At 66.5% G+C, this 16,830-nt stretch carries 10 protein-coding genes and 1 pseudogene; 7 read left to right on the top strand and 4 right to left on the bottom strand.

Features of this window, described 5'->3' with window-relative positions; all coding sequences use genetic code 11:
- Window positions 1–564 (bottom strand): thioredoxin (gene trxA, locus CCR82_RS06335; RefSeq protein ID WP_201244557.1); only part of this gene is annotated, 564 nt, incomplete at its 3' end.
- Between the two features lie 331 nt (window positions 565–895).
- Here trxA and carA point away from each other — a divergent pair.
- The 6 genes from carA (at window position 896) to CCR82_RS06305 (ending at window position 10,062) form a co-directional block, all read left to right on the top strand.
- The gene (carA, locus tag CCR82_RS06330) at window positions 896–2,047 is read left to right on the top strand and encodes a glutamine-hydrolyzing carbamoyl-phosphate synthase small subunit (protein ID WP_201244556.1); all 1,152 of its coding nucleotides are present in this window, start codon (window positions 896–898) and stop codon (window positions 2,045–2,047) included.
- A gap of 66 nt (window positions 2,048–2,113) precedes the next feature.
- Complete coding sequence (carB, locus tag CCR82_RS06325; RefSeq protein WP_201244555.1) at window positions 2,114–5,320, top strand: carbamoyl-phosphate synthase large subunit; 3,207 nt, start codon at window positions 2,114–2,116, stop codon at window positions 5,318–5,320.
- Window positions 5,321–5,558: 238 nt separating this feature from the next.
- Complete coding sequence (greA, locus tag CCR82_RS06320; RefSeq protein ID WP_201244554.1) at window positions 5,559–6,035, top strand: transcription elongation factor GreA; 477 nt, start codon at window positions 5,559–5,561, stop codon at window positions 6,033–6,035.
- 116 nt (window positions 6,036–6,151) lie between these two features.
- Window positions 6,152–7,069, top strand: a complete 918-nt coding sequence (locus CCR82_RS06315) for a carbohydrate kinase family protein (protein WP_201244553.1) — start codon at window positions 6,152–6,154, stop codon at window positions 7,067–7,069.
- A 15-nt stretch (window positions 7,070–7,084) separates the two neighbouring features.
- The gene (locus CCR82_RS06310) at window positions 7,085–9,490 is read left to right on the top strand and encodes a sucrose synthase (protein ID WP_201244579.1); all 2,406 of its coding nucleotides are present in this window, start codon (window positions 7,085–7,087) and stop codon (window positions 9,488–9,490) included.
- Between the two features lie 26 nt (window positions 9,491–9,516).
- Window positions 9,517–10,062, top strand: coding sequence for a hypothetical protein (locus CCR82_RS06305; protein ID WP_201244552.1), 546 nt, complete (start codon window positions 9,517–9,519; stop codon window positions 10,060–10,062).
- A 25-nt stretch (window positions 10,063–10,087) separates the two neighbouring features.
- On the opposite strand, the gene tsaA is transcribed toward CCR82_RS06305, so the two are convergent.
- The gene (gene tsaA / locus CCR82_RS06300; protein WP_201244551.1) at window positions 10,088–10,840 is read right to left on the bottom strand and encodes a tRNA (N6-threonylcarbamoyladenosine(37)-N6)-methyltransferase TrmO; all 753 of its coding nucleotides are present in this window, start codon (window positions 10,838–10,840) and stop codon (window positions 10,088–10,090) included.
- 176 nt (window positions 10,841–11,016) lie between these two features.
- On the opposite strand from tsaA, the gene purL reads away from it, so the two are divergent.
- Window positions 11,017–15,171 carry a phosphoribosylformylglycinamidine synthase gene (gene purL / locus CCR82_RS06295; protein WP_201244550.1) on the top strand — a complete coding sequence of 1,385 codons (4,155 nt, stop codon included), beginning with the start codon at window positions 11,017–11,019 and terminating at the stop codon, window positions 15,169–15,171.
- A 4-nt stretch (window positions 15,172–15,175) separates the two neighbouring features.
- Here the strand turns inward: purL and CCR82_RS06290 are convergent, their stop codons facing one another.
- Window positions 15,176–16,216, bottom strand: coding sequence for a DUF4236 domain-containing protein (locus tag CCR82_RS06290; RefSeq protein WP_201244549.1), 1,041 nt, complete (start codon window positions 16,214–16,216; stop codon window positions 15,176–15,178).
- Window positions 16,217–16,290: 74 nt separating this feature from the next.
- Window positions 16,291–16,708: pseudogene (locus CCR82_RS06285) on the bottom strand (PD-(D/E)XK nuclease domain-containing protein); the annotation flags it as partial.
- Window positions 16,709–16,830 lie beyond the last annotated feature (122 nt).

Below are 16,830 nucleotides of genomic sequence, written 5' to 3'. Positions count from 1 at the left end.
GGCAGCGAGTTCGGCATCATTGGCCAGTTCGAGCGGAGTGCGCTCGAGCAGCGCCAGCGCGCCCTCGGCATCGCCCTCGGCTGCTTTCAACTGGACCTGGGCGACGAACACCTGGCGATTGTCGGGATCTTCGTGCTGCGCACGCTCGATCAGCGCTGCGGCCTCGGAGAGATCGCCTGCGGCCATCGACTGTCGGGCCTGATCGAGTAAGCGATCCGAGGCCCGGCTGAGATGGCGCGACAGGAATTCACGGATCTGCCCCTCGGGCAGCGCCCCCATGAATTGATCGACGACCTGACCCTCCTTGAACAACTGCACCGTTGGCAGGCTGCGGATACCGGCCTGGGCGGCGAGGGCCTGTTCGGCCTCGGTGTCGACCTTGGCGAGCAAGAACTGGCCGTCGAACGCCTCGGCCAAGCGCGAGAGGATCGGCATCAACTGCCGGCAAGGTGCGCACCAATCGGCCCAGAAGTCGACCAGCACCGGCCGCTCGAACGAGCCCTGGATGACCACGCGCTCGAAGTCGGCGGTGGTGACGGCAGCGATGTGGGCGGAGTCGATCATGGCAGGCCTCTGGAATCTTGCATCGGTTGTCGTTTGCGCGGCCCGGAAGACGGCCGCGGTTGGCGGTTGTCCATGCGTTGGAAAATAATTGCCGGCCAGGCGCCAATCAAGCCGCCGCGATGCTGCAGTGCAGCACTGCCGATGGACAGCGCGCTAGTGTTTCGCTAACATTCTGTCCGTTTTGCAAGGTTGCCATCGGACGCCACGCGGTGGCCGGCGGCGATGATGAAACCAGCCTCGTGTCTGGGCCTGCTCATCCATTCCCGTTTTTCCTCAGGCGCGCTTCGGTCATCCAACGCGTCCTGCACCACCGACTGCCTCGGAGGCTGCGTTGACTAATCCTGCGGTTCTGGTCCTGCAAGACGGTTCGGTCTTTCGCGGGACATCCATCGGCGCCTGCGGCCAAGCCGTCGGTGAGGTCGTGTTCAACACGGCGATGACAGGCTATCAAGAGATCCTGACCGATCCCTCCTATCGGCGGCAGCTCGTCACCCTGACCTACCCGCACATTGGTAACACGGGGACCAATGACGAGGACGAGGAGTCGCCCAGGATCCAGGCCGCCGGTCTGATCATTCGCGATCTGCCGGTGCACGCCAGCAACTTCCGCCGCCGCGAGACGCTGAACGACTACCTCGAGCGCAGCGGCGTGGTCGGCATTGCCGACATCGACACCCGCCGCCTGACGCGCCTGCTGCGCGAGCAGGGCGCACAGAACGGCTGCCTGATCGCCGGCGATGGGATCGACGAGCAGGCCGCTCTGGCCGCGGCGAGCGCGTTTCCGGGCCTCGAGGGCATGGATCTGGCGCGCGAGGCGGGCGTCGATCAGCCCGTGCGCTGGACCCAGGGCACCTGGAGCCTGGAGCAGGGGCTGCCGGCGTCGCTGGCCTGGGATGATGGGCGCTTGCGCCACCACGTCGTCGCCTATGATTTCGGCATCAAGCGCAATATCCTGCGGCTCCTGGTCGATCACGGCTGCCGGGTCACGGTGGTGCCAGCGCAGACGCCGGTCGCCGAGGTGCTGGCCCTGGCCCCAGACGGGGTCTTTTTGAGCAATGGCCCGGGTGACCCCGAGCCCTGCGACTATGCCATCGCGGCGATTCGCGAGCTGTTGGCGCGGGATGTGCCGCTGTTTGGCATCTGTCTCGGTCATCAGCTGCTCGGCCTTGCCGCCGGCGCGCAGAGCGTGAAGATGAAGTTCGGCCATCACGGTGCCAATCATCCGGTGCAGGATCTAGCCACCGGCCGGGTGATGATCAGCAGTCAGAATCACGGCTTCGCGATCGACGAGCAGACCCTGCCGGCCGAGATCGAGGCGACCCATCGCTCGCTCTTCGACGGCTCCCTGCAAGGCCTGCGTCATCGCCAGCATCCGGCCTTCAGCTTCCAGGGCCATCCCGAGGCGAGCCCCGGGCCGCGCGATGTCGAGCCTCTGTTCGCCCACTTCAGTGCCCTGATGGCGGCGCGCGCGGGCGCCGATTGATGGGCGCCGATCAGCGACTTCAGACCTTCCTTTCAAGCCTCGGATCTCGGACACCCTAATCAGCCCATGCCCAAGCGCACAGATATCCAGAGCATCCTGATCATCGGCGCCGGACCGATCGTGATCGGGCAGGCCTGCGAGTTCGACTACTCCGGTGCCCAGGCCTGCAAGGCCCTGCGCGAGGAGGGCTTCCGGGTGATCCTGGTGAACTCCAACCCGGCCACCATCATGACCGATCCGGAGATGGCCGATGCCACCTACATCGAGCCGATCACTTGGCGGGTGGTGGAGCGCATCATCGCCCACGAGCGCCCGGACGCGCTGTTGCCGACCATGGGCGGGCAGACGGCACTGAACTGTGCCTTGGATCTGGTCAGCGAAGGCGTGCTCGAGCGTTACGGGGTCGAGATGATCGGCGCCTCGCGCGAGGCCATCGACAAGGCCGAGGACCGTGATCTGTTTCGCCAGGCGATGCGTCGCATCGGCCTCGATATGCCGCGCTCGGCGATCGCCCATAGTCTCGAGGAGGCGTTCCAGGTCCAGGCGCGGATCGGCTTCCCGACCATCATTCGCCCCTCGTTCACCATGGGCGGCAGCGGCGGCGGCATCGCCTACAATACCGAGGAGTTCGAGGAGATCTGCACCCGCGGGCTCGATCTCTCGCCGGTCAATGAGTTGCTGATCGAGGAATCGGCGCTGGGCTGGAAAGAGTACGAGATGGAGGTGGTGCGCGATCATCAGGACAACTGCATCATCATCTGCTCGATCGAGAATCTGGACCCGATGGGCGTGCACACCGGCGACTCGATCACCGTCGCCCCGGCGCAGACCCTGACCGACAAGGAATACCAGCGCATGCGCGATGCCTCGCTCGCGGTGCTGCGCGAGATCGGCGTCGATACCGGCGGCTCGAACGTGCAGTTCGCGATCCATCCCGAGGATGGGCGCATGATCATCATCGAGATGAATCCGCGCGTCTCGCGCTCCTCGGCGCTGGCCTCGAAGGCGACCGGCTTCCCGATTGCCAAGGTCGCCGCCAAGCTGGCGGTGGGCTACACCCTCGATGAGTTGCGCAACGAGATCACCGGCGGCGCGACCCCGGCCTCGTTCGAGCCGGCGATCGATTATGTGGTCACCAAGATCCCGCGCTTTGCGTTCGAGAAGTTCCCGCTCGCCGATGCCCATCTGACCACGCAGATGAAGTCGGTCGGCGAGGTGATGGCGATCGGGCGTACCTTCCAGGAATCGCTGCAAAAGGCGCTGCGCGGACTCGAGACCGACAAGGACGGTCTCAATGAGATGCTCGATCTGGCCGAGCCGCAAGCCATGAGCCGCTTGCGCACCGAACTGCGCCAACCGGGCGCCGAGCGGCTCTTCTATCTGGCCGATGCGCTGCGCGCCGGCATGAGCGTCGAGGAGGTGCAGGCGCTGACCGGGATCGACCCCTGGTTCCTGGCCCAGATCGACGCGCTGGTCGCCATCGAGCACGAGGTCAAGGTGCAGGGGATCGAGGCGCTCGATGCACCCCGGCTGCGCTGGCTCAAGCGCTGCGGGTTCTCGGATCGACGCCTGGCGACCTTGACCGCTCAGTCCGAGGGGGTGATTCGCGAGCATCGCCGTGGCCTCGGTGTGCGACCGGTGTTCAAGCGCGTCGATACCTGTGCCGCTGAGTTCGCCACCAGCACCGCTTATCTGTACTCGACCTACGAGGAAGAGTGCGAGGCGGCGCCCACGGATGGCAAAAAAATCATGGTGCTCGGTGGTGGACCGAATCGGATCGGGCAGGGGATCGAGTTCGATTACTGCTGTGTCCACGCGGCCTTCGCGCTGCGCGATGACGGCTTCGAGACCATCATGGTCAACTGTAACCCGGAGACGGTCTCGACCGATTACGATACCTCGGACCGGCTCTACTTCGAGCCGTTGACGACCGAGGATGTGCTCGCCATCGTCGAGACCGAACGCCCCTACGGCGTCATCGTCCAATACGGCGGCCAGACGCCGCTGAAGCTCGCGCGCGATCTCGAGGCCGCCGGGGTGCCGATCATCGGCACCTCGCCGGACAGCATCGACCATGCCGAGGACCGCGAGCGCTTCCAACGTCTGATCACCCAACTCGGCTTGAAACAGCCGCCGAACGCGACCGCGCGCAGCGAGGACGAGGCGATCGAGCGCGCCGCCGAGATCGGCTATCCGCTGGTGGTGCGCCCCTCCTATGTGCTCGGCGGGCGGGCCATGGAATTGGTCTATGACGAGCAGGATCTGCGCCGTTACATCCGCAGCGCGGTGCGTGTCTCCAACGCCGCGCCGGTGCTGCTGGACCGCTTCCTCGAGGATGCCATCGAGGTCGATGTCGATGCGGTCTGCGACGGCGAGGCGGTGCTGATCGGCGGCATCATGGAGCACATCGAGCAGGCCGGGGTGCACTCGGGCGATTCGGCCTGTTCGCTGCCACCCTACACCCTGAGTGCGGCGCTGCAGGATCGCATGCGCCAGCAGATGGCCGAACTCGGCCTGGCGCTCGGCGTGCGCGGGCTGATGAATGCGCAATTCGCGATCAAGGGCGATGACATCTTCGTGCTCGAGGTCAACCCGCGGGCATCGCGCACCGTGCCCTTCGTCTCCAAGGCGGTGGGCGTGCCGCTGGCCAAGGTCGGCGCGCGCTGTATGGCCGGGCGCTCGCTGGCCGATCAAGGCATGCTGCTCGAGGTCGCGCCGACGCGCTACTGCGTCAAGGAGGCGGTGTTCCCGTTCGTCAAATTCCCCGGCGTCGATACCCTGTTGGGCCCGGAGATGAAGTCCACCGGCGAGGTGATGGGCATCGGGCGCAGCTTCGCCGAGGCCTTCGGCAAGGCCGTCGAGGGCGCCGGCATGGCGCTGCCGCGCCCGGGCAAGGCGCTGCTCAGTATCCGCGACGCCGATAAGCCACGGCTGCTGGAGGTGGCCCGACAACTGCTGGAGCTTGGCTTCACCCTCTATGGCACCCATGGTACGGCGCGCGCGGTGCAAGAGGCCGGTCTGGCATGCATCGGCGTGAACAAGGTCAAGGAAGGACGCCCGCACATCGTCGACATGATCAAGAATGGTGAAGTGCGCTTTATCGTCAATACCACCGAAGGCGCCGAGGCGATCGCCGACTCGGCGGCGATTCGACGCGCGGCCCTGCAGCACAAGGTCAGCTATACCACGACTATCGCCGGGGCCGAGGCCACCTGCCTCGCGCTCAAGGCCGGTGACCTGCTCGAGATCACCCAATTACAAGCGCTTTACTGAGCGCTTGCGCACGGTTAGTCTCTGCCTTGACGTCTCGCCCCGCTGGACGGGGCCTCCTCAGGTCGCGCTAACCGATCGTTCGGTATCCCATCGAGCGTACCGCGTCCTACCCGACCAACCTTCGACGAGAAGGCCAATCCAAGATGGTGCGGTGTCCGCCGGCGAGTCGGCATCACCGCCCGAGTGACGTATTCAGTGGGCGCCTAATCGCGCGTTCAACACTAAGAGGTTTCCCCGAATGAATAGAGTCCCTCTAACGGCTAGAGGTGCCGAGCAGTTACGCGAGGAACTCGATCGCTTGAAGCGTATCGAGCGCCCGCGCGTCATCGATGCGATCGCCGAGGCGCGCGCGCACGGTGATCTCAAGGAGAATGCCGAATATCATGCCGCCCGCGAGCAGCAAGGCTTCATCGAGGGGCGCATCCAGGAGATCGAGGGCAAGCTCTCGAATGCCGAGATCATCGATGTGACCAAGCTCGACCCCGGTGGTCGGGTGGTGTTCGGCGCCACCGTCGATGTGCTCGAGGTCGACAAGGATGAAGAGCATACCTTCATCATCGTCGGTGATGACGAGGCCGATATCAAACAGGGCAAGATCTCGATCGGCTCGCCGATCGCCCGCGGGCTGATCGGCAAGGCCGAGGGTGACACGGCGCTGGTCGAGGCCCCTGGCGGCAAGCGCGAGTTCGAGATCCTCGAGGTGCGCTACGAGTAGGCGCCCGAGCGCCGCCGCCGCGCCCCGCAGGCGATGCCTGCGGCTTGCGGCCGCTACCCGAGCACCCTTAGCATGGATGCTCTTTCCGATCGCCTCAGCTCGCGGAGTGCAGCCTCATGCCGTTCGACCATCAACAGCCGCCGCTCGTCTTCGGTGAGGCCCTGTTCGACTGTTTCCCCGATGGCGCCGAGGTGCTGGGTGGGGCGCCGTTCAACGTCGCCTGGCATCTGGCCGCGTTCGGGCTGAATCCGGTCTTCCTGAGCCGTGTCGGCGAGGATGCGCTCGGCGAGCGGATCGATGCGGCGATGCGCGAGCAGGGCATGACCACGCTGGGTCTGCAACGTGACCCCGTGCATCCGACCGGCACCGTGCAGGTGTCGCTCAGCAACGGCGAGCCGAGCTACGAGATCGTCCCCGACTGCGCCTATGACCACATCGACGCCGCCGCCCTGCCACCGCTACCCGAGCAAGCCTTGCTCTACCACGGCAGCCTGGCGCTGCGGCAGGCGGACTCGGCCGATGCGCTACGCGCGCTGTGCGGACGCATCGCCCCGGCGGTGTTCCTCGACGTGAACCTGCGCGAGCCCTGGTGGCGCAAGGAGCAACTGGTGGAACTGCTGGAAGCGGCGACCTGGGTCAAATTGAACGCCGATGAGCTCAGCCTGCTGGCGCCCGATGGTCAGGCCGAGGCCGGAGACGACATCGAGACCCGCGCCCGACGCGTGCTCGAACGCTATGCGCTGGAGGCGGTCTTCGCGACATTGGGTGCCGAGGGCGCCTGCGCGGTGGGCGCCGATGGCACGCTGAGCCGGATCGCACCCGCCGGCGATATCGAGGTGGTCGATGCGGTCGGCGCCGGCGATGGTTTTGCCTCGGTCTTGATCCTCGGCTTGATGCGCCGCTGGCCGTTGCCACAGACGCTGGAGCGGGCCCAGGCCTTCGCCTCGGCCATCGTCGGCCAGCGCGGCGCGACGGTGCGCGATGCCGCCTTCTATCAGCCCTTTCTCGCCGACTGGGGCCTCGCCGGCGCCTGAGCAGCGATCATGCCCATGCCAGCAGAAAGCCCCAATGCGCGCGTTCCGGCGCTCGCCGCCTTTTTGGCCGAGCACCGCAGCAAGGCGCATCGGGTGATGCACCATCTGATCGGGCTGCAGCGCCCATTCCTGCTCAAGAGCGATCTGCACGATGCGGTCGAGCAGCTCTGCCGCGATGACGAGTCGCTTGCCGATACGCCCCTGGTGCGTGCACTCTTGCAGGCCCAAGAGGCGGCCATCAACGCCTCCTGGGTCTATCTGGCGCTGCGCCGCCGGGTCGCCAAATGGGATCATCTGCGCATCCACCTCGAGACCATGGATCTGAACGAGGTGACGATCTCGGAGTTCCTGCGCTTCAAGGAGCATCTGGCCACCGGCGGCAACGACGACCCCTTCGGCCTCGAGATCGATCTGCGCCCGTTCTACCGCGAGCAGCAGAAGCTGACCGAGGAGGGCTCGATCGGCCGTGGCGTGGAGTTTCTCAACCGCCGCCTCTCGAGCCGCTTGTTCGACGAGCTAGGCAAGGGCGATCAACGCCTGCTCGGCTTTTTGCGCATGCACAGCTACCGGGGGCATCAGCTGATGCTGAATGATGCCATCGGCACCGTCGCGGAGCTGCGCAATGCCTTGCGTCAGGCGATGATCCCGCTGCGCCGGCGCCCGACGCACACCCCTTATGTCGACCTGGCCTCGGAATTGCGCGGGTTCGGCTTCGAGCCCGGCTGGGGCGATGACGCCGCGCGCATCCGCGAGACCATGAGCCTGCTGCTCGATATCCTCGAGGCGCCCTCACCGCAAGCGCTCGAGAGTTTTCTCAGCCGGGTGCCGATGATCTTCTCGATCGCGATCGTCTCGCCGCATGGTTGGTTCGGCCAGTCCAACGTGCTCGGCCGCCCGGATACCGGCGGGCAGGTGGTCTATATCCTCGATCAGGTGCGCGCGCTCGAGCGCGAGATGCATCAGCGCCTGGCCGAGCAGGGCATCGATATCGAACCGCGCGTGGTGGTGCTCACCCGGCTCATCCCCGAGGCCGAGGGCACCATGTGCAACGAGCGCCTGGAGCCCATCGCCGGCACCCGCAACGCGGTGATCCTGCGCGTGCCGTTTCGCAACGCCGCCGGCGAGGTGCTGCCGCACTGGGTCTCGCGCTTCCATCTCTGGCCCTACCTGGAAGGCTATGCGCTGGACGCCGAGCGCGAACTCTTGGCCGAGCTTGGCGGCCGGCCGGATCTGATCATCGGCAACTATTCGGATGGCAACCTGGTCGCCTCGCTGCTCTCGCAGCGGCTCGGGATCAGTCAGTGCAACATCGCCCATGCGCTGGAGAAGACCAAATATCTGTTCTCGGATCTCTATTGGCGTGACAACGAGGAGCGCTACCACTTCTCGGCCCAGTTCACCGCTGACCTGATCGCGATCAACACCGCTGATTTCGTCATCACCAGCACCTATCAGGAGATCGCCGGCACCGACGACAGCGTCGGCCAGTACGAGAGCTATACCAGCTTCACCATGCCGGGGCTCTATCGCGTCGTCTCCGGGGTCGATGTCTATGACCCGAAGTTCAACATCGTCTCGCCGGGGGCCGATGAGGACATCTACTTCCCCTACAGCGATGCCGAGCGGCGCTTGGCGCACCTGCACGACGAGATCGAGGAACTGATCTTCGGCGGGCCGCGCGAGGGCGAATCGCGCGGTGTGCTCGCCGAGCGCGAGCGGCCCCTGCTGTTCACCATGGCGCGACTCGACCGCATCAAGAACATGACCGGGCTGGTGGACTGGTACGGTCGCAGTGGCGAACTGCGCGAGCAGGCCAACCTGGTGATGGTGGCCGGCCATGTCGATCCGGGCCGCTCCGGCGATGATGAGGAGCGCGAGCAGATCGAGCGGATGCATCAGCTGTTCGAGCAGCACGGCCTGGATGGGCAGGTGCGCTGGCTCGGGATTCATCTCGAGAAACCGCTGGCGGGCGAACTCTATCGGTTCATCGCCGAGCGGCGTGGCGCCTTCGTGCAACCGGCGCTGTTCGAGGCCTTCGGGCTGACCGTGATCGAGGCGATGAGTTGCGGCCTGCCGGTGTTCGCGACCCGTTACGGTGGCCCGCTCGAGATCATCGAGGACGGTCTCTCGGGCTTTCACATCGACCCCAACCATGGCGCGGCGGCGGCCGAGTCGATCGCCGATTTCCTGCGCCGCTGCGGCGAGGATGCGGGTTACTGGCTGGCGATCTCGGAGGCGGCCTTGGCGCGGATCGAGGAGCGCTACACCTGGCGGCGCTACGCCGAGCGCATGATGACCCTGTCGCGGATCTACGGCTTCTGGAAATACGTCACCGACCTGGAGCGCACCGAGACGGCGCGCTATCTGGAGATGTTCTATGGGCTCCAGTTTCGCCCGCTGGCGCGGGCGATGGCTTGGTGATGGTTTACTCTCGACTGGAGGATTTGATGATTGACGCATACCGAGGCGGCCCGTCGTTCGGGCCTGTGGCGCGTGCGGCTCGGCTTCTGGCTGGACCTGCCCCTTTGCCAGTGCTCAGCGCTCCTGGCTGGCTGATGCCGCTGGTGCTCGCCCTGCTGGCGCCTGGCGCGGCCGCGCAGGCTGACGAAGACTTTGAGCTCGAGCAACTCGAGCTGGTCTGTATCGAGCAGCCGATGCGAGCGGTCTCCTTTGGCGAGCCGGGCGAACTGAGCTACGGCGAGCAGGCGCCAAAGGAAGCCGATCCGATCGAGGTGCGGGTCACCAAGAGCAGACCAGGCGAGGATTTCAACTACGACTTCGCCATCATCGAGAGCAGCACTGATGATCTCGAGACCGATGAGGCGATCTGGCTCGGCGACAAGCAGGTCGAAGCCCAGCAGGGGCGCTTCAAGCTCAACCTCTCGAACCTGGTGATGACGTTGACCGAGACCGACCCCGATGGTAGCGCGCATTTCCGGCGTTTCGAATGTGAAAACCGCTCGGGAGAAGAGGCGGCGGCGGAGAGTGATTAATCGCCACAAACGGCAGGGCATTGGATCAAAGACCAGTCTTTGATCCTGTGGCCGGTTGCACTGGGTGCACACGGGTGACCAACGCACGCTCGCCATCGATCCACCAGTGGATCTCCAGAGCATAGAGCTGCAGCACGAATACACGGCGCTCTGGATAGCGGTCCATGTAGCCTGGACGCGGGTCCTGGGCGATGACCTCCTCGATCAGCGCGCGCAGCCGTAGACGGCCGTCGGCGTCCTGCTCGGCGAGCTGGCGCTGGGCGTCCTCGCTGAAACCGACCTGGAAACGGGCTTGCGGAGGGGTATTGGCGAAACCGCCCTCGGCGTCCGCGATGGCGTCGGCATAGGGCACATAGGGCTTGATGTCGAGGATCGGCGTGCCGTCGAGCAGATCGGCGCCGGCGATGCGCAGCGCGAGCCCTTTGCCCTGACCTTTGCCCTGTCGCTCGAGCCCGTGCTGGGCGACCGCCGAGATCCCGATCGGATTTGGCCGGTATGGCGAGCGGCTGGCGAAGACGCCGACCTTGTCGCGCCCGCCCAGGCGCGGTGGCCGCACCTGTGCTCGCCAGCCCGCCTCGAGGCAGTCCTGGTGGAAGACGAACAGCAGCCAGACATGGGAGAAGCCCTCGAGCCCGGCGAAAGCCTCTTCGCGGTCATAGGGCGCTAGGAGTTCGATTCGCGCCTCGGCAGCGGTGACTAGCCGTGGCTGGCGCGGGATGCCGAATTTGTCGGTATAGGGGGAGCGGCAAAGGCCGATCGGTTGGAACTCGAAACGCATGCTATCGGGTGCCTTTTCAAGATGCGAGCGTTCGCTGAGAGAGTCGCTGAAAGGCAAGCCCGTCGTGCGTTGGCGTGCCGCTGTTCGTGCGAGGCCTGTTGATCCAGCCCCTGGGGTCGGGCTCGCGTATCATCTGCGGGTTGATCCCCGCGTTTCCTGATTTGGAGCCCGTTCTGATGCGCATCTTGCGCGGCGCGCCCGCCCTGTCCGATTTTCGTCTGTCCAAGCTCGAGGCGCGGTTGCGCGCCTCCGCCGTGCCCGATTGTAAGCTGTCGGCTGAGTTCGTCCACTTCGCCGACCTGGCGCGGCCCCTCGATGCCGAAGAAGAGGCGGTTTTGGCCAGGTTGCTCCGCTATGGTCCAGCGCCCGAGACGCCTGATCGCCCGACGGCGGAACCCAAAGAGGATGCCATGCAGGGCTTGGTGGACAGCGCAAGCCCCTCCGCTCGCGTCGATGAGGCGCTGCTGTTGGTGGTACCACGGCCGGGCACGATCTCGCCCTGGTCCTCGAAGGCGACCGACATCGCCCAGCATTGTGGACTGGATGCCGTGCGCCGGCTCGAGCGCGGGACCGCCTATCGCTTGCAGCCGATGTCCGCAGAAGGGCTCGATGCGACCGCGCTGGCGACTGCCGCAGCGCTGCTACATGATCGCATGACCGAGGTCGTGCTGCGCGATCCGGCCGAGGCCGAGCGCCTGTTCGTACAAGCCGAGCCGCGTGCGCTGACGCGGGTGTCCTTGCTGGCTGACGGGCGCGCGGCACTGGAGCAGGCCAATAGCGCGCTTGGCCTTGCCCTCTCCGCCGACGAGATCGATTATTTCGCCGAGCGCTTTACCGCACTCGGCCGCGATCCGACCGACGTCGAGCTGATGATGTTCGCGCAGGCCAACTCCGAGCACTGCCGGCACAAGATCTTCAACGCCGATTGGGTCATCGACGGCGAGCCGCAACCGCAGTCGCTGTTCGCGATGATCCGCAACACCACGGCCTGCTCGCCGGCGGGCGTGCTCTCGGCCTACAAGGACAACGCTGCGGTGATCGCGGGCTGGCCAGGCCGACGCTTCGCAGCATCCGGCGAGGGCGATGGCCGCTATCGACGCAGCGATGAGCCGCTGCACATCCTGTTCAAGGTCGAGACCCACAACCATCCAACCGCGATCGCGCCCGATCCGGGCGCGGCGACCGGCTCGGGCGGTGAGATCCGCGACGAGGGCGCGACCGGGCGCGGCGCCAAGCCGAAGGCGGGGCTGTGCGGCTTCTCGGTCTCGAACCTGCGCCTCCCCGGTGCCGAGCAGCCCTGGGAGCACGACTGGGGCAAGCCGGGGCGGATCTGCTCGGCGCTCGAGATCATGCGCGATGGGCCGATCGGCGCCGCCGCCTTCAACAACGAGTTCGGGCGCCCAAACCTGGCCGGCTACTTTCGCAGCTTCGAGCAGCAGGTACCGCGCGCGGGTGGCGGCGTCGAGCTGCGCGGCTATCACAAGCCGATCATGCTCGCCGGTGGCGTCGGCACGGTGCGTGCGGCCCATGTCGAGAAGGGTGACTTTCCGGCCGGCGCGCCGCTGGTCGTGCTCGGCGGGCCGGCGATGCTGATCGGCCTCGGCGGCGGGGCGGCCTCGAGCATGGCCAGCGGCGCGAGCGCCGAGGATCTGGATTTCGCCTCGGTGCAGCGCGCCAACCCAGAGATGCAGCGTCGTTGCCAAGAGGTCATCGACCGCTGCAACGCGCGCGGCGAGGCGAGTCCGATCCTGTTCATCCACGATGTCGGTGCCGGTGGACTCTCGAATGCGTTGCCCGAATTGGTCCATGACGGCGGCCGTGGCGGGCGCTTTGAGCTGCGCCGGGTGCCGAATGCCGATCCGGGCATGTCGCCGATGGAGATCTGGTGCAACGAGGCCCAGGAGCGCTATGTGCTGGCGATCGATCCGGCGCGCCTGACCGAGTTCGAAGCCCTTTGCGCGCGCGAGCGTTGCCCCTATGCGGTGGTCGGCGCGGCGACCGATGACGAGCAATTGATCCTCGAGGACAGCCAGTTTGGCTCGGTGCCCATCGAGATGCCGCTGTCGCTGCTGCTCGGCAAGCCGCCGCAGATGCAGCGCGATGCCCGCTCGATCGTGGCTGTTGGTGATCCGCTCGATCTGGCTGCGATCGATCTGGCCGAGGCCGTTGGGCGCGTATTGCGCCTGCCGACCGTGGCTGCCAAGGGCTTCTTGATCACGATCGGCGATCGCAGCGTCGGCGGCTTGGTCGCGCGCGATCAGATGGTCGGCCCCTGGCAGGTGCCGGTAGCCGATTGCGCGGTCACGCTGACCGACTTCGATGGCGTCCACGGCGAGGCGATGTCGGTTGGCGAGCGTGCCCCGATCGCGCTGCTCGACGCGCCGGCCTCGGGGCGGATGGCGGTGGCCGAGGCGGTCACCAACATGGCCGCCGCCGATGTCGCCGCGCTCGGCGATCTGCGACTCTCAGCGAACTGGATTGCGGCGGCTGGACATCCGGGCGAGGATGCGCGGCTGTACGAGACGGTGCGGGCAGTCGGCCTCGAACTCTGCCCGGCGCTCGGCATCGCGATCCCGGTCGGCAAGGACTCGATGAGCATGAAGACGGTCTGGGAGCGGCCAAGCGATCAGGGCTCGGGCGATACCGATGCGCCTGGTATCGGGTCCGCGAGCGGCGTTGAGCCCGCACAGGATGCTGAGCGCGCACATGACGCCAAGCCTGCGAATGACGCCGGGCGCGAGCGCGTCGAGATGACCGCGCCCCTGTCGCTGGTGGTCTCGGCGGTGGCGCCGGTGACCGATGCGCGCCGCTGCGTGACACCCTGGCTGCGGCTCGATCGTGGCGAGACGGTGCTGGTGCTGATCGACCTCGGGCGCGGGCAGGATCGGCTCGGCGGCTCGGCGCTGGCCCAAGTCTACGAGCGCATCGGCGAGGTGCCGCCGGATCTGGATGATCCCGAGTTGCTCAAGGGCTTCTTCGCCGCGATCCAGAGGCTGCGCGCCGACGGGCTGCTGCTTGCCTATCACGACCGCTCCGATGGCGGCCTGCTCGCAACCCTGTGCGAGATGGCCTTTGCCGGGCGCTGCGGGATCGACTGTGATCTGGGCGGGCTGTCTGGACTCGGCGGTGCTGCCGGCAGGGATGTGGCTGGGACGGCTGCTGGCGCCAGCGATGCGCTTGGTGGAACGCGGCGCGATCCGCTTGCGGTGCTGTTCGCCGAAGAGCTTGGTGCCGTGCTGCAAGTGCCTGCGGCTGAACGGGCGGCCGTGATGCAACGGCTCGCCGAGCATGGCCTCGGCGCCTGCGGCCAGGTGATCGGCGCGCCGCGCACCGACGGGTTGATCCGCATCCGCCACGGCGATCGCCTGCTGCTCGAGGCGAGCCGTGTCGAGCTGCAACAGGCCTGGTCCGAGACCAGTTGGCAGATGCAGCGCCTGCGCGACAATCCGGACTGCGCCGACGAGGAGTTTGCCCGGATCAACGCCGCTGAGTCGGGCCTAACGGTCAAGCTACCCTTCGATCCGGCCGAGGACATCGCCGCGCCGCTGATCGCGACCGGCGCCCGACCACGGCTTGCGGTGCTGCGCGAACAGGGGGTCAACGGTCAGATCGAGATGGCGGCGGCCTTCGACCGCGCCGGCTTCGACTGCATCGATGTGCACATGTCCGACCTGCTCGAGGGCCGTCGCGGGCTCGAGGGCTTCCAGGGACTGGCCGCCTGCGGGGGCTTCAGCTACGGCGATGTGCTCGGCGCCGGCGAGGGCTGGGCCAAGACCATCCTGTTCAACGCCCGCGCGCGCGAGCAGTTCCAGGCCTTCTTCGCGCGTGCCGACTGCTTCGCGCTCGGCGTCTGCAATGGCTGCCAGATGCTGGCCAATCTGCGCGAGCTGATCCCCGGCACCGAGCACTGGCCGCACTTCGTGCGCAACCGCTCGGAGCAATTCGAGGCGCGCTTGCTGATGGTGGAGGTGGTGCCATCGCCGTCGATCCTGCTGCAAGGGATGCAGGGCGCGCGGCTGCCGATCGTCGTCTCCCACGGCGAGGGCTGCGCCGAGTTCGGTGACGCAACGCGCCGCCAGGCCGCTGGAGCGATGACCGCGCTGCGCTACATCGAGGGCGACGGTACACCGGCCACCCGCTATCCGGCCAATCCGAACGGCTCGCCGGAGGGCATCACCGGGCTGTGCAATGCCGATGGGCGCGTCACCATCATGATGCCGCACCCGGAGCGGATCTTTCGCAGCGTGCAGCAATCCTGGCATCCCGATGAGTGGGACGAGGACAGTCCCTGGATGCGACTGTTCCGCAATGCGCGCGTCTGGGTGGGCTGAGTTATCAGCGCACCCCCAAGCGCGCCGCCACATCCTCGAAGCCGGGATCCTCGGCGTAGATGGCCGATAGCTCGCGGCGGCTATCGCCGCGACGGCCGACGGCAGCATAGGCCAAGGCCCGCTCATAGCGGATCTGGCGCAGCAACGCCTCGGGGCGATCCTTCTTGCGCCGGTAGGCCTGGGTGAAGGTCGCCACCGCCGCCTCATCCAGGCCGAGTGCGCGCAGCGCCCGTCCCTTGTAGAGCAACAAGGCGGCATGCACCGGGGTGTCGTTCTCGAGCCCGGCGGCCAGATGCACGATCTGATCGGCGGCCTCTGCGGGCAATGGCTCGGCCTCGAGCAGCAACTCGGCGAGGGCGGCCTTGACCACCACATCATCGGGGGTCTGTACGAGCACCGCCTCCAGATGCGCTCGCGCTTGGGTCGTTTCCCCGCGGAGCTGATGCAGCTCGGCCAGCGCCAAGCGCGTGCCGCGCTCGCGGGGGCCGATGTGCGCGGTCACCTCCGGGGTCAGGGTCAGATGGGTGGTGGCTTGGATGCCGTACTTGGCGTAGAGGCTGCCGAGCACCTCGCGCTGCTCGAGGGCGGCCTGCAGATGCGCCTGGGCGAGGTCGAGATCCTCGCGTTTCAGGCGCAGTAGGCCCGCCGCCCAGCGGGCATCAGGCTGCTCTGGGGCCGCCTCCAACTGGGTCAGTGCCTCGCTCTCATCGCCGCTGTGTAGCGCCTGCAGCCCATCGATGAAGGCCGCCTCATCGGCGGGGGTGATCAGACGCTTGAAGAAGCCCAGCGTGAGTTGGTCGCGAACCGGCACCGGTGGCTGATCCGGTTGCGGGCGTGCCGACGCCGAGCGGGTCTTGCCGCGGCCTGGATTCTGCACCGTGTAGAACAGCCCGGTGCCGGGCAGGCCGACCGTGGTGCGGGTGCCGCGTGGACCGATAGTGTACTTGGCGCCGCGCGGACCCAGCGATAGCGAGGCACTGCTCTTGCTCAGATTCAGGGTGACGCCGGGCAACAACTGGATGCGGCGCCAGAAGCGAAAGGCCATAAGGGTTCCTCAGGTTCCTCGGTGGAGCACTGCTTTCAGCTCGGGGACAGTGTAGTCGTCATTGGTGTGCCGACCTACAAATACTCAGTCTCAAACCCGACCAGGGTGCGCTGCTCGCGGCTGAATTCGATGCCGATCAACAAGATCGGTAGGCCCTCGGCACGGTACTTCTCGGCATAGCCTCGGTCTTTGATCTGCTGCACGGCTTGGCCTTGCGGGGCGAGTTCGACCACCTTGAATTCAAAGAGCCAGATCTGGCCGTTGAAGCGCAGTCGCAGGTCGAGCCGGCCATGATTGCTGGCATCCTTCGGCGGCGAGATCCAGCCCGAGCGCGGCGAGATGGCTGTAGAAGACGCTGATATAGAAGCCCTCATAGCGGGCGATCGGGTGGCCGCCGTGCCACTGGTGCGGAATGGAGTCGAACAGGCTGGTGATGTGCTGGCGCAGGGCGTCGTTGAGGGAACTCTCGACCTCCAGGTTGGGGTAGCTAAGGCGATTTCCGCTTTTAGATATACCGATCTATGACATACTTGGTGGCATGTCTCAGACACTAACCTCCTGCCTATGCCCCCGGATTCTCATGCTCAGCCGGCCAGCACGCTGACAGCCGAGCA

The organism is Halochromatium salexigens (genome assembly GCF_016653295.1).
GTDB classification, from domain to species: Bacteria; Pseudomonadota; Gammaproteobacteria; order Chromatiales; family Chromatiaceae; genus Lamprobacter; species Lamprobacter salexigens.
Note: the sequence above shows the minus strand (reverse complement) of the source record. Positions and strands in the feature narration are given on the sequence as shown.